15 protein-coding genes and 1 pseudogene are annotated in these 13,153 nt (G+C 71.8%); 5 read left to right on the forward strand and 11 right to left on the reverse strand.

All coding sequences use genetic code 11. The features are described from left to right. Positions 1-87 precede the first annotated feature (87 nt). The 11 genes and pseudogenes from ACGF1Z_RS26880 to ACGF1Z_RS26930 all read right to left on the reverse strand — a co-directional run bounded on the left by ACGF1Z_RS26880 (position 88) and on the right by ACGF1Z_RS26930 (position 9,578). Positions 88-900 carry a hypothetical protein gene (locus ACGF1Z_RS26880; protein ID WP_393008228.1) on the reverse strand — a complete coding sequence of 271 codons (813 nt, stop codon included), beginning with the start codon at positions 898-900 and terminating at the stop codon, positions 88-90. Positions 901-955: 55 nt separating this feature from the next. After that, positions 956-1,468 carry a hypothetical protein gene (locus ACGF1Z_RS26885; RefSeq protein ID WP_393008230.1) on the reverse strand — a complete coding sequence of 171 codons (513 nt, stop codon included), beginning with the start codon at positions 1,466-1,468 and terminating at the stop codon, positions 956-958. After that, positions 1,465-2,079 (reverse strand): plasmid replication/partition related protein, encoded by a 615-nt coding sequence (locus ACGF1Z_RS26890; protein WP_393008232.1) that lies wholly within the window; start codon positions 2,077-2,079, stop codon positions 1,465-1,467. Before ACGF1Z_RS26890 ends, ACGF1Z_RS26885 begins: the two co-directional genes overlap by 4 nt. Before the next feature lie 63 nt (positions 2,080-2,142). Next, positions 2,143-2,304 (reverse strand): annotated as a pseudogene (locus tag ACGF1Z_RS26895) (ParB N-terminal domain-containing protein); the annotation flags it as partial. A gap of 40 nt (positions 2,305-2,344) precedes the next feature. After that, the gene (locus ACGF1Z_RS26900; protein ID WP_393008234.1) at positions 2,345-3,859 is read right to left on the reverse strand and encodes a VirB4 family type IV secretion system protein; all 1,515 of its coding nucleotides are present in this window, start codon (positions 3,857-3,859) and stop codon (positions 2,345-2,347) included. A 30-nt stretch (positions 3,860-3,889) separates the two neighbouring features. Then, the gene (locus ACGF1Z_RS26905; RefSeq protein WP_393008236.1) at positions 3,890-4,303 is read right to left on the reverse strand and encodes a DUF6238 family protein; all 414 of its coding nucleotides are present in this window, start codon (positions 4,301-4,303) and stop codon (positions 3,890-3,892) included. 52 nt (positions 4,304-4,355) lie between these two features. Beyond that, entirely contained in the window at positions 4,356-5,804 is a 1,449-nt protein-coding gene (locus ACGF1Z_RS26910; protein WP_393008238.1) for an SCO6880 family protein, read from the reverse strand. 117 nt (positions 5,805-5,921) lie between these two features. Next, a complete protein-coding gene (locus ACGF1Z_RS26915) occupies positions 5,922-7,277 on the reverse strand; it encodes an ATP-binding protein (RefSeq protein ID WP_393008240.1) in 1,356 nt (451 codons plus the stop codon). 28 nt (positions 7,278-7,305) lie between these two features. Further along, on the reverse strand, positions 7,306-7,995 hold the full coding sequence (locus tag ACGF1Z_RS26920) for a hypothetical protein (RefSeq protein ID WP_393008242.1): 690 nt from the start codon (positions 7,993-7,995) through the stop codon (positions 7,306-7,308). After that, complete coding sequence (locus ACGF1Z_RS26925; RefSeq protein WP_393008484.1) at positions 7,995-8,324, reverse strand: DUF6112 family protein; 330 nt, start codon at positions 8,322-8,324, stop codon at positions 7,995-7,997. Before ACGF1Z_RS26925 ends, ACGF1Z_RS26920 begins: the two co-directional genes overlap by 1 nt. Before the next feature lie 129 nt (positions 8,325-8,453). Further along, positions 8,454-9,578: a C40 family peptidase gene (locus ACGF1Z_RS26930; RefSeq protein ID WP_393008244.1), complete on the reverse strand. Its 1,125-nt coding sequence runs from the start codon at positions 9,576-9,578 to the stop codon at positions 8,454-8,456. 506 nt (positions 9,579-10,084) lie between these two features. Between ACGF1Z_RS26930 and ACGF1Z_RS26935 the strand changes: the two genes are divergently transcribed. From ACGF1Z_RS26935 to ACGF1Z_RS26955, 5 genes are all read left to right on the forward strand, one after another. After that, complete coding sequence (locus ACGF1Z_RS26935; RefSeq protein WP_393008246.1) at positions 10,085-10,840, forward strand: DNA-methyltransferase; 756 nt, start codon at positions 10,085-10,087, stop codon at positions 10,838-10,840. Positions 10,841-10,968: 128 nt separating this feature from the next. After that, positions 10,969-11,589, forward strand: a complete 621-nt coding sequence (locus ACGF1Z_RS26940) for a DUF4913 domain-containing protein (RefSeq protein ID WP_393008248.1) — start codon at positions 10,969-10,971, stop codon at positions 11,587-11,589. Next, positions 11,586-12,062 (forward strand): hypothetical protein, encoded by a 477-nt coding sequence (locus ACGF1Z_RS26945; RefSeq protein ID WP_393008250.1) that lies wholly within the window; start codon positions 11,586-11,588, stop codon positions 12,060-12,062. Before ACGF1Z_RS26940 ends, ACGF1Z_RS26945 begins: the two co-directional genes overlap by 4 nt. Beyond that, the gene (locus ACGF1Z_RS26950; RefSeq protein WP_393008252.1) at positions 12,059-12,442 is read left to right on the forward strand and encodes a hypothetical protein; all 384 of its coding nucleotides are present in this window, start codon (positions 12,059-12,061) and stop codon (positions 12,440-12,442) included. Before ACGF1Z_RS26945 ends, ACGF1Z_RS26950 begins: the two co-directional genes overlap by 4 nt. Before the next feature lie 22 nt (positions 12,443-12,464). Then, positions 12,465-13,151: a hypothetical protein gene (locus ACGF1Z_RS26955; RefSeq protein WP_393008254.1), complete on the forward strand. Its 687-nt coding sequence runs from the start codon at positions 12,465-12,467 to the stop codon at positions 13,149-13,151. The last annotated feature ends 2 nt before the right edge of the window (positions 13,152-13,153 follow it).

Below are 13,153 nucleotides of genomic sequence, written 5' to 3' on the forward strand. Positions count from 1 at the left end.
CTCGGGCTGGCCGTCTGGGGGTTGTGGTCGGCGGGACGGGGCTCGTGGGGCAGGGAGGCTCCCTTCTGCGATGGGCAGGCCCGGGCGCTACCGCAGCCGCAAGGGCGACCGCGGGTGAGCCGCAGGGGAGGGCAAGGCCGTACCTGTCGCGGTCCGGCTCAGAGCAGGGGCCGTGGTGACCACGGTCGTGCCCAGTGCTGCGGCGGGGTGCCGGTAGTTGAGGCCGATGCCGAGCTTGGCGAGCCGGTTGGCGAGGACCTGGATCCGCACGGCTGTGGCGACGGGGCCGGACTCGTGCGGCAGGAGGAAGGCGCCCTGGTCCGGAACGCTCTGGAATCCGGACAGGTACAGGGCGTCGCGGGCCTCAGCGGGGACGCTGCCGTACGGGGCGCCGAGCAGTCCGTCCTCGTAGCGGACGAGGGTGACGGCGCTGGTCTCGGCCGGGGCCTGACGCTGGGCCGGCGGGTCGGGCCGCTGCCGGGCCTGTTCGCGTACGGACTCCACGGCGCGGGCGTACCGGGGCAGGAGTCGGCGGGTGATCGCGGCGGCGGCCCGTACGGGATCGGCCGTGACCGCGATGCCGTTCGGCTCGGGCACACCGTGGAAGTGATGCGGCAGGAAGCCGGGCGGCTCCAGCGCGGCGACGAGGAACTGGTTGCGGTGGAGCGGACGTTCTCTGATGTAGAGCTCTTGACCGGCTGGGCCGGTGAGGACCGCATCGTGGCCGAGGACGTAGTCGCTGACGGCCCAGTCGACGTGTCCGGCGTCCCACAGGCGGTCGGTGATCGGGAACTGTTCGCCGTAGGAGGCGTGGAGACGGTATTCGCTCGTCCAGTCGCCAGGGAGGCGGGCTGCGATCTGAAAGGCGAAGACCTCGAAGGGGATTGAGTTCCGGGGCATGGTCTCCGGTCGGGGATGGGGCGTGGTCTGTCGGTCCACGAGGCAGGGGCGGCGTCTACAGGTCCTCGTGATCGGCGTCCCAGTCGGCGTCGTCGAGGGTGTCCTGCTGGTACTGGAAGACGGCCTCCTCCAGTGGGTGGAGGCTGGAGAATCCAGGGTGGGAGCGGAAGGCGTCGGTGCGCTCGTGGATGTACTGCTGGGTGTCCGCGGCGGCGGTGATGGTGCGGACGGTGTTGCGGGAGGAGATCAGGCCCCACTGCGTCATGTCCGTCGGGGTGGTGTGCTTCATCCACACCCAGATCCCGTTGCCGAGCTTGATGATGCTGTCGGGGTGGTACAGCCCGCCGGTCTTCTTGTTGCGGCGGGGGCTGCGGCGCTCGCCGAGGTCTCGCACAAGGCCCTGGGCGGCCTTCCTGACGACCGCGGCTTCTAGGTCTTCGCGTTCGCGGATCCGGGCGCACAGGTCGTCGAGCAGGTCCTCCTTGTGCATGCGGCCGACGTCGTTGGTTATGTACTGGGCGGCTTCGAGGGCGAGCTTGCGCAGGTGGGGGTCGGAGGAGTACTTCACGGGAGGTTGCGGTCCTTCCAGACAGCGGCCATTTCGGCGAGGGCGGTTGCGGCGTGCTCGATCACCTCGCGGGTGACGGCACGGCCGGGCGGGACGAGTTCGGGGTCGTACTGCGCGAAGGTGCGACTGCCACGTATCTGTGCAAGGGCGGGGAGGATTTCGCAGAGCAGGTTGGTGGCGACACGGCGCTGCCGCAGGTCCTCCTCCTGCCGGGCCTTTCGTTCCGCCCAAGCACCCTGGATGGTGAGCTCGCCTTCCACGACGCGGTCGGCGAGCTGCGGGTCTTCGGCGCGGAGCCGGGCGAGCTGAGCCTCAGCGCCGTTCGCGCGTTCCTTGTTCTCCCGAGCGATGCTGTATGCCTCGTCGAGCCCCATGGTGCCGTTGATCACTGCGTCGACAAGGTTGGGTGCGTGCTGCAGGACGGTGCTTGCCCGGCCGAGGAAGGCGACGGCGATTCCCACCTGGTTGCCGAGGGCTCGCGCAGTCTGTTCCGAATCGGAACGGCCGCCCTGTTCCGATTCGGAACGGCCCCCTTGTTCCGATTCGGAACGGGCCTTCACGGTGATCATCGCGACCTGTCCCTTGGAGAGATGGCGGCGGTGCAAGTTCACGGACAGGACGTAGACGGCGGGGATGCCGCCTTCGTAGGTCTCGAAGGTCGCCTCAACACCCGCACGTTCGCAGGCGGCAAGACGGGCGCGTCCGTCGAGGAGCCGCCCGTGTGAGTCGAGGACGATGGGATGGAGGAGGCCGTTCTCCTGGATATCGAGGGCCAGGGCTTCCAGCTCTTCCTCTTCCAGCTGGGGGAGGAGTGAGGTGGTCGGGTGGATGTCGATGGTGCTGTCCTGTCGTTGAACGGTCTTGGAAGGTCAGGTGTCAGTGCATGCGGGCGTCGGTGTCGAACAGCGCCTGCTCGGTTGGGTGGAGGAGGTGCTGGACGACGAAGCTCCGGCCGGCCACGCGCCACAGGCCGCGTCCGCGGGTGAGGTGGGAGATGGCCTCGGTCTCGACGGCGGTCAGGCCGAGGAGGGTGGCGGCGGCGTGGATCTGGTCGGTTTCCTGGCGGTAGATGATGCGGGTGGAGCAGTCGGCGAGGAGACCCTCGGCGAGGGCTCGGCCCTGGGATCCGGCGTCGCCGGCGGTGAGCAGGTCGCTGAGCCTGTGGATGACCATGAGGTTGGCGATGCCGAGGCCGCGGGACAGCTTCCACTGAGCCTGCATGCGCTGGAGGAGGCCGGGGTGGCGCATCAGGCGCCAGGCTTCGTCGTAGACGATCCAGCGCCGGCCGCCGTCGGGGTCGGTGAGCGCGGCCTCCATCCACGCGGAGGCGCATGTCATGGCGAGGACGAGGGCGGTGTCGTCGCCGGAGCCGCCGAGCCGGGACAGGTCGATGGAGAGCATCGGGCTGGCCGGGTCGAAGGCCACCGTGGAGGGGGCGTCGAACATGCCGGCGAGGTCGCCGTGGACGAGGCGGCGCAGAGCGTGGGAGAGGTCGCGGGCGGCGTCGCCGAGGTGGCCGGAGACGGTGCCGGCGGCGGCGTCGAGGAGCTGTGGCTGGGCGAGGGTGTGGGCGATGTCGCCGAGGAGCGGGGCGCGGCCGGCGGCGGTCGCGGCGCGGACGACGCCGTCGAGGGCGATGTCGAGGGCGGTGTGCTCCATGGGGAGCAGGTCGCGGCCCAGGACGGTGCGGGCGAGGGAGCCGAGCAGGAGCAGACGGCGTTTGCGGACCTCGCCGGCCCAGTCCGCTTCCGGGACGGACGCGGGTCGGGGGGCGGCATCGAGCGGGTTGAGCCGGCCGGGCAGGCCCGGACCGAGCGCGATCGACGTGCCGCCGAGCGCGGCGGCGACAGGGGTCCATTCGCCCTTCGGGTCGCAGGGGACGTACACGCGGTAGCCGAAGGCGACCGAGCGGAGCGCGAAGGACTTCGCGAGCGCGCTCTTGCCCTGCCCGATGACCCCGGCCAACAAGACGTTGGGGTTGGTGAAGCCCTCCACGCGCCCGTACAGGGAGAAAGGATCGAAGACGAAGGAGCCCTCTGCGTGGACGTCGCGGCCGATGTAGATGCCTTCGGCGCCGAGGCCGCCTTCGGCGAGGAAGGGGTAGGCGCCGGACGCGGTGGCGGTGGTCATGCGGTGGGCGGGCAGGTGCAGGCGGTTGCCGCGGCCGGAGGCGGGGCCGGGTCTTCCGGTGGGCGGGTAGAGCGGCGCGGGCATCTCGGCTTCGGCCGCGGTGGTGCCGGTAGTTTCCAGGGCGGCGGCCTGAGCTTTGGCGCGGGCTTCGGCGAGCTGCTTGCGGGCGGCGCGGCGGCTGGTGCGGTCGGTGCCGTGCGGGGTGAACAGGGGGCTGGCGGAGGCGCGGCGAGCCCGGCGCCCGGGGCGGTGTCGGGACATGGGTGGCGGATCGATTCTGCGCGGGGCGGTTCAGGCGGTGCTGTGGTCGGCTGGGGTGGTCTTGCGGCGGACGGCGTGGCCGGAGGCGAGGTGGCGCTGGCAGATGGTGAGGACGAGCGGGCCGTCCGGGAGACGGTCGGGGGTGCAGGCGGGAGCGGCCGGCAGGGTGTGGAAGGCGTCGTGCAGGCTGGCGGTGGCCTGCCACAGCCGGAGATGCGCGGTGGCCAGGTGCCGTCCGGCTGCGGGGTGTTCGGGGCGTACGGCTTCGGCGAGCTGATCGAGCAGCAGGTGCAGGCGGGTGACGTGCTCGTGCAGGTTGTCCAGGTGCCGTCGGTCGGCGGGGGTACCAGCGGTGAGGGCGCGGGTGTGGTGGCGGATGCCGGCGGTCGCGGCCCGCAGGTACGGGTGTGCGTCGGTGGGGTCGGTCGCGGTGGTGGTGGCCAAGAGCGGAAGGGTCTTTCTGCGGGAGCCTGGATCGGATCAGGCGGCGGGGGCCCTACTTCTCCTGGGCGGTGCGGGCGAGGGGGAGAGCGGCCAAGGTGAACGCCTCGGGCTGCTGGTAGACGAGGCGGCGCAGGTCGACCTGGGCGGTGACGGCGGCGGTCTCGATCTGGGCGCAGGCGGCGTCGAGGGCCTGGTCGGTGTCGGCGGAGACGGTGAGTAGGCCGGTCATGGCGACGTCGGCGTGTCCGGCGATCAGCTGTCGTTCGCGTTCCTTGACGTCGCCGTACTCGACGACGTCGGCTTCGGAGTCGACCTGTCCGCGGCGGGCGCGTTCGTTGGCGTCGGCGATGATCGTTGCCTTGGTGCGCTGGACGTCGCGGAGTGCGGACTCGAAGCCCTGGGGGACATAGAGGAGGGAGAAGGACCGGCGCACGCCGGCGGTGAAGAGCAGCTGGTGGAGGAAGCCGGCGAGGACTTCGGTGCGCGGCCAGTTCTCGACCCAGTAGGTGGCGTGGCGGGCGGTGTCGGTGATGAGCCGGTCGTGTTCCTCGACCTGGACGACGGGGCCGGCGGCGGCGGGGTCGGCTTCGGCGCGGCCGGTGTCGGACCACTGCTGCAGGGCGGCGAGCGCCTTCGGGTCGTAGGCGGTGCGGATGACGGCGGCGATCTCCCGCGCGTTCAGCCAGCCGTTCACGGTCAGTCCGGCGGTGCGGGCTGCCTGGGTGAGGGAGGAGGTGGCCTGGCCGAGGACGGTGAAGGCGCCGGGCAGGCCGCCGCCGGCTTGGCTGATCAGGCGCTTGGCGGCCTTCAGGTCGAGGGAGATGGCCAGGTAGGTCTCGTGCGGGGCGGCTGCCGGGCCGGCGGAGGCGACGAGGTCGCTGTAGACCTGGCCTGCGAGCTGGGTGTCGGGCCGGCCGTGGGTGTTCCAGTGCCGGGTGAGGGTGTCGCCGGAGTCGGGGACGGTCCGCTCCAGGACCTGGACGGTGGCGACGTGTCCGGTGCGGGCGATCCCGGCCAGCGCCCGGCCCCACGCGTTCACGTGGGAGTTCTGCGTGGCGGGGTCCAGCAGGGCGAAGGCGCGGCTGGTGACCCGGGCGACGGCGGTCAGGGTCTGCCGGTGAGGGTCGTGCAGGGCAGCGGCTTGCCCGTCGGCCGGGGTGACCACCTTGATCGAGGCAGCCGTTCCCGGCAGGTGGAGGGTTCCTTCGGCGCGGGGGCGGGTGGCCGGACGGGCGAGCCACAGGGTCTGCCCGGTGCGTCGGCGCTGCGCGTAGCGGGCGACGATCGGTGCCCAGTCGATCAGAGACCGGCCGCGCCGGCGGACGGCGACGAGGGCGGCGACCGCTGCCCACAGCGGAGTGAGGATCAGCGCGCCGGCCAGGCCGGTGGTCACGACGGTGACCAGGAGCAGGGCGAGGGCGGCGGAGGTGAGGACGAGCTGGGGCAGCGAGAGGCCGAGCAGGATCCCGCGCCGGGACCTGGACGGGAACTTGACCGTCATAGGGGTAATCGTGAGGTCAGACAAGGCAGGGGCTTTCAACGGCGAGGGCGGCGGCCCCCCGGGGCGGGACACGGAGGTGGTGTCCCGCCCCAGGAGCCGGTGGACAGGATCGGGGTGTCAGGAACCGGTCGGGGACGGTGGCGTCGTAAACGGACTGCCACCCGCGACGGGCCCGGAGCCCTGCGCGGCGCCGACGGCGCCGGCCCCCTGGGGCGCCCCGTCCTGCGTGCTGCGCGGTGTCGCACCCGCGGCAGGGCCGCTGGGAGAGTTGCCGCCACCCCCGAAGGGGTTGCCGCCCGAGTCCTGGGCTGCCGGGCTGGTCGGCATGGAGCGGACCGACTCCTCCAGGCCGCTCTGGACCTTGTCCATGGCCGGCGATGCTCCGGTGCCGCCACTGCCGCCGGAGGGGCTGGCGGCGATGTCGCCGGGGAACCCGCCGGGTCCCGAGGTCGGGCCCTGGGGCGAAGCCGCCCCGGCTCCGGCGGCGGCACCGCCGGTTCCCGCCGTGGCTGCGGCGGCTGCCGCCTTGCGGGTGGCGTTCTCGGCGTGCTGCTTGGCGAGCTGGGCTCCGGCGCCGCCGGAGCGGTGCAGCGACTCACCGTCGGTGGACTCCGCCGCCCAGTGCACGAACTTGAACGTCGCGTACGGGCAGAGCATGACCAGCAGCATGATGACGATGCCGGCCATGACGTCGGCGAGCGCGGCGATTCCGCCGTCCGCGTCGGTCTTGCCCAGGGCGGAGATGCCGAGGAGGAAGATCACGGTCATCAGGAGCTTGGAGACGATCAACGTGGCCGTTGCCTCGATCCAGCCGCGCCGCCAGCGGCGGGCGGCCTCCCACCCGCCGCCGGCACCCGCGAAGACCGCCAGGGTCACGAGCACGAGGATGCCCACCTTCCTCACCATCATGACGCACCAGTAGAGGACTGCGCCGACGGCGGCGCCGAGGGCCGCGAGGGCGGCCACCAGCCAGCCGAGTGGGGAGATGGCGGCGATCTGCGAGACCTTCACCATGCGGCGGACGGCGTCCTCGATCGGTGTGCCGGCCGCCGCGAACAGCGAGTCGGACAGGGCGTCGACGACTTCGATCGCGACTGTGGTCAGGGCGATGGCCGCGAAGCAGAACAGCACACCGGACACGGTGCCGGTGAACGCCTGGGCCAGGGCCTGCCCGTCGCGCTTCATCGCGGCCCGGACGAGCTGGGCGCAGAAGGTGGCGACGAGGATGGTCAGCCCGATTGGTAGCAGCCGCTCGTAGTTGTCGCGGAACCACCCGGCGCCGAGGTCGATCTTGGTGGTCGTGTTGACGGCCTCGGCGGCCAGGTCGGCTGCGGCGGCGGCGAGTTCGCCGCACGACTTGGCGATCCAGTTTCCGATGCCCTCGGTGATCGCCTTGCCCGGGTCGGAGGCGAAGTCGATCGCGTCGGCGGCGGTGCACAGGCTGCCCGCGACGGGAAGAGCGCAGAAGTCCACGGCGGACTCCTCCTATCTGTTCAGCGGGTCAGGGGGCGGTGTTCGGCGCGATGGCCACCAGGGCGCAGTCGGCGCTGGGCCGGCACTGGACGGCGAGGGTGACCGAGCGGTCCTCGGCGCCGCCCCCGCCGTCCTTCCAGGCGAGGGTCTGCTTGCCGGTGACGGTGACCGCGTAGATGTACGCCTTGGTCAGCGCGGCCGGGTCCTCCGCCAGGGCCTGCTTGAACGCCGAGGGGAAGTGCGCGGCGGAGACGGTCGCCGTGGCGTACTGGGCCTGGTCGTGCATCCGTGACCACAGGAGCGGGTCAGGTACCTGGGCCTGGATCGAGGTCCAGTCGGTGTACTTCGTCTCGGCCGTCATCCATGCGTGCATGCCGGCGAGCTGCTGATCACGGGTGGTGGCACGGGTGTCGTAGGACCAGAGCATCACCGCCGCGGCCCGGCCGTAGGCGAGCGGATCGGACAGCCGCGGCGGCGGGGAGACCGTTCCGGTCGACGCTCCTGAGGTTGGGACGGAGGAGCCCGGGCGGACAGACGAGCCGCTGGTGGACGGCTTGGCGGCGGGGGAGGAGCCCCGGTCGCCGCCTGTGGTGACGTAGGCGGCGAAGCCCGCACCTGCCAGCAGCACGGCCAGGATGGCGGCGAGGAAGGCGACGCGTCGGCCGGTCGACCAGTGCGAGGTCAGGACGCCGACGCGTGGACGGGAGCGCTTGCCCATCAGCGGACCTGGGTGCCGAGCGTGGAGAAGAACGCGATGATCCCGTTCGCGGCGCCGAGACCGAGTGCGGCGCCGGCGCTCACGAGTGCGCCCTTCTTTCCGTTGGCTTCGGCCTGGTGACCGCCGGTGTGGTGGCCCCAGGCCCACACACCGAGGGAGACGGCGAGCGCGCCGACGACGGCGATGATCCCGAAGAGGTTGATGCTGTTGACCACGTTGCGCAGCACGTTCAGGCCCGGCAGGCCGCCCTCCTTCGGGGAGACGCCGGGGTCGTAGGCCAGGTACAGGACGTGTTCCGTGAGATGCGAGAGGGAAGCGAGGGTGGAGATGGTTGAACTCCTTGCGAACGCAGGCCAGATGGCCCTGCGGGAAGGGGAGAAGAGGGGGAAGGCGGGCGGCGGGGATGGGGCGCGGCGCCCTGAGAAGCGGCCCGTGGCCCGGGAAGCGGGCGGGGAGCGCTAGGAGTTGAGAGCGGGGATGCGGCGGACGGCGAGGATCTGCCAGTCGGCGACCTTCTCGATCCGCACCGGACGCCCGGTGCGCGGGGCGTTGATCACGAGACCTGCGCCCATGTACATCCCGACGTGCTCGGGGACGGCGGCGGTGCCGCGGGTGAAGAGCAGGTCACCGGGCTTCAGCGCGTTCGCCGGGATAGGGACACCCTCCTTGACCTGCGTGTACGTGGTGCGGGTGAGGGTGATGCCGGCCTGGGCGTACGCCTGCTGCATCAGGGAGCTGCAGTCGCAGCGGTCCATCGGATCGGGGCCGTGGGCGTCTGTGCAGGTGCCGCCCCACTGATACGGGGTGCCGAGCTGGTGCATGGCCCACTCGATCGCGGTGCGGGCCTTCGGGGAGGCGTCGGCAGGGATCTTGTAGCCGTTCGGGACGGCGCCCTGGGGGATTTCGCCCCACTGCGATCCGTCCTCCCCGGGTCGGCAGCCGCCGCCCGCCGTGCCGCCCTCAGCCCCCGCGTCGCCTCCGTCTTGGGGGAGGGTTTTGACGATCGCCTCCTGCAGGGCTCGGGCGAGCGGCTCCCACTGCGCGTACGCGTCGGGAAAGCCGGAGAGCTGGACTGCCTGGGCGGCCTGGGTGAGCGTCATCTGCTGCCAGCCCGCGACCTTGAGAAGGCCCTCGTAGAAGCGGGTGGAGGCGTGGACGGGGTCGAGGATCTCCTCCGGGGTGCCCCAGCCCTGGCTGGGCCGCTGCTGGAACAACCCGAGCGAATCGCGGTCCCCGTAACGCAGGTTGCGCAGACGGGATTCCTGGATTGCGGTTGCGAGCGCGACGACCTGGCCACGCGCGGGAACGTTCATCGCGATCCCGGTGGCGACGATCGTCCTGGCGTGTGGGATCTGCTCGCCGGGCAGCTCCAGGCCCTCGATCTGGAGGCCCGGGGTCGCTCCGGCGCCGCCCAGAATGCCGGCGACCTGCCGGGCGACGGCGTCGGCGTCGACCGCGCTGTCGACGGCGCACTGTGAAGGCCGCGAAGCCGAGCTGCTGGCGGCAGCCGCCGCGGCGGCTGCACCGGCCAGGAGGAGCGGGGAGAGGACGACGACGCCGAGGACGGCGGCTATGCCCTTCAATCCACAGCGCCTCCGTAGGCGGCGAGGGCTCTACGCGGTGTTCGGGGCAGGGGAGGGTACGGCTGTGTCACGAGGGGTCCTTCGGGTGAAGTCCGGCCGCGCTGGTACGAGGTGAGAAGGGCGCGTGGGGCCGGGGATGAGGCGATCGGGAAGCCTGGGAGGTAGGGCCCGCGGGGCGAGTTGCCTCTCGCCGGTCGGGGTGTCCTCAGGGGCGTCGGGGAGCGGGTCAGGACAAGGCTGTGCCTCCAGAAGGGCAGGGAGAGGGAAGGCCGTCCGGCGGATCGGCCGGTCGGTGGTCAGACTGTAGGTCCCGATTCCCGGTTGACCTAATTTCTCGCCTGGAGGGGGTCAACCGGGAATCGTGTCCTACAGTGTGGCTTCCCCCGCTCGCCCGCTGCTCCCATTCGGCATGCCGGTCTTCCGCGCCTGCTTTCGCCGCAGCAGCGCCTCTTTCCGTGCGAGCCCGGATTTCCCTTTCTTTCCGTGACCCGAATCGGGGTACCTTTTTGTCTTTTTCCCTGCACCACGGTGACGCGCTCGGCGTCCTGGCCGGCCTCCCGGACGACTGTGTGGACGCGGTCATCACCGACCCGCCGTACAACTCCGGCGGCCGGACCGCGAAGGAACGCACCTCCCGCACCGCCCGCCAGAAGTACACCTCCGCCGACGCCGGCCATGAGCTGGCGGACTTCCCCGGCGAGAACATGGACCAAAGGAGCTACGGCTTCTGGCTGACCCAGATCATGACCGAGGCCCACCGGCTGACGAAGCCGGGCGGGACGGCGCTGCTGTTCACCGACTGGCGGCAGCTGCCGATCACCACCGACGCGATCCAGGCGGCCGGCTGGCTGTGGCGCGGTGTCCTGGCCTGGCACAAGCCGCAGGCTCGCCCGCAGAAGGGCCGCTTCACGCAGAACTGCGAGTTCATCGTGTGGGCCAGCAACGGCGCGATCGACGGCTCCCGCAACCCGGTCTACCTTCCGGGCCTCTACTCGGCCTCGCAGCCCTCGGGCAAGAACCGGCAGCACATCACGCAGAAGCCGGTCGAGGTGATGCGTGAACTGGTGAAGATCTGCCCGCCGGGCGGTACCGTCCTCGACTTCACCTGCGGCTCCGGCTCCACCGGCGTGGCCGCTCTCCTGGAGGGCCGCGACTTCATCGGCGTCGAGAAGACCCGGCACTACGCGGAGATCGCCTCTGACCGCCTCACCGAAACGCTCCACCAGACCCTCGGGCAGGACGACTTCACCCTGACCGCCTGACCGGGATCCGCACAACGACAAGCCCCGACAGACCCGATATCCGTCCGGGCAGCCGGATCCCGCCGCCCCCCATCTCTCATTCTGTGATTTCCGGCTGCCGTTGTGCGCCGGAGGAGGAGATTTCCTTGGTGCCTGACCCTCTGGAGGAATTCGGCGCCGCCGGGGAATTCGACCCGGTGCGCCTCCCGGAAGGCGACCTGGACAGCATCCAGGCAACCGTCCGCAAGCTGCTCGACCGCTCCGCCGAGCAGGCCCGCCAGCTCGATCACCTCGCCGCCGCCCCCGGGCAGGCGTCGCTTCCCGGCTTCGGCCTGCCGCCGATGCCCGCCGCGGCGATGCCGCCGGAGCCGCGGCCGATCCTGGAGCTGGACGGCGAGGAGTACGAGAACGAGCTGGATCTGCTCACCGACTGGGTGGAGGACTTCCTCATGCCCACGTACGGGACGGAGGTCACCACTGCCACCCCGTGGTGCGACCAGTGGCAGGAGCACCTCGACGTCGTCGCCTGGCTCCACGCCTTGTGGATGGCCTACCTGCAGCACAAGGACCCCGAAGCCGGACCGGCCGGCCCGTTCGTGTGGCACCGGGACTTCCTCACCCACTGCATGGCCGCCATCCGGGCCGCGGGCGGGCCGCTGTCGGCCTGCCAGACCGATCCCGAGCGCCCCTCGCACCGCCTCCTTCGCGGCCCCGGCCGCTCCGTGCGCGCCGCCGCCCGCGACGCCGAGGTGGGGCAGGCGGAGGAATGACCGCCGAGGGCCGGCCCGTCTTCGGCCTCACCTTCGACCCGCGCGCCCTGACCGACCTGCTCCAGGCCCCCGGCGACATCCGCGACCTGTCCCTCGCCCTCCTGCAGGACGTCGTCAACGCCGACCGGCACGGGAGCAAGCTCACGGCCGAACTGGCCGGACTGCGCAAGCTCTACGTCGACCACCGGTCCGCGTGGCGGATCGTCTACGCGCTCCGGCCGGCCCCGGCGACCTCGGCCTACCCCATGGAGATCCACGTCGTGGCCGTGCGCCCCCGCGCCAACCACGACGTCTACGACACCGCGGCCCAGCGCCTCGGCATCGCCCGCCGCCCGGTCGGCGCCCGCGCCCACGCCGCCCGCACCCGCTCCTCCCAGATCGACGCCTACCGCGCGATCCCGAAGCCCGGCCCGCCGCCCGGCCTTCCCCGCCCCGCCCAGCCCACCGTCTTCACCACGAAAGCAGCACGTTGACAGCCTTCCCGAACTTCCTCGACCACTTCGCCTCGAACCTCCTGGAGCTCCCCGCCGAGACGGAGAACCCCCATCACCGCGCTCTGCTCGAGAGCTACATCGAGGTCCAGCAGCTGGAGCACCGCCTGCTGGAGGCCCTGACCGCTCCCCACCCGGACAACGGGCCGGATGGCTTCCACGCCTGCACCGAGATCCTCGTCGACCGCCTCGCCGCCGGGCAGGAACTCGCCATCCTGCTGTCCGCCCCCTGCTGCTGCGCGGCCGAGGAGGAACCCTCCTGTGCGCAGGACCCCGCCTGCTGCTCCCCGGACTGCTCCGAGGCCGTCGAGGGCACCGGCGACGAAGACGCCGCAGGGTGGCATGGCTGCCGGCGGCAGTGACCGCGGCCCGCGGGAGACGAGCGTGTCCCGGCCCGCGACGCCGCCCGTCCGCAAGGCCCTGACCTCCCTCGACCACCGTGTCGAGCTCGCCGTCGGCTTCACCGTCGACCGGCTCTGGCGCGACCACGACCGCGGTCTCCTCGACGAGCAGACCGCCAGCGTCGCCGCCGCCCACCGGGCACTGGTCGAGGCCGAGCAGTCCGTGACCTTCTACCGGGTTCTCCTCCAGCGCCTGGCGAGCGGCGAGTACCCCCTGGATCCGGTGCTCTTCCCGCGCATCGACCGCACGGTCGAGCAGCTCAAGGAGGCCGTCCGTATCCGAGGCGCCCGTGAAACGGACCTGTCCGACGTCCTCGATCCCGTCGAAGCGACCGCCGCCCGGAGCCCGGCTGGACACGCCGACCTGAAAGCCCGTGACATCGCCATGCTCCTGGCGATCAGCCAGGGCGCCAAACTCCGCGAACACCTCCTGACCCAGCGGCTCTCCGTCGTGACCGCCTCCGGCACCAGGATCGCCCAGCACGACTTCGCCCGGCTGGAGACGACCGGGCTCGTCCAGCGCGACACCACCCACCCGCTGCACGCCGGACAGCCGGTCACCCTCACCGACGCCGGCCGCGCCGCCCTCACCACCCGGCCCTCCGGCCATGTCGCGAGCCGCCCCGCGCCCCGCCCCGGCGCCTGGCCCGACGCCGCCCACACCCGCTGAAC

This window comes from Streptomyces sp. NPDC048018, assembly GCF_043202995.1.
Lineage (GTDB): Bacteria > Actinomycetota > Actinomycetes > Streptomycetales > Streptomycetaceae > Streptomyces.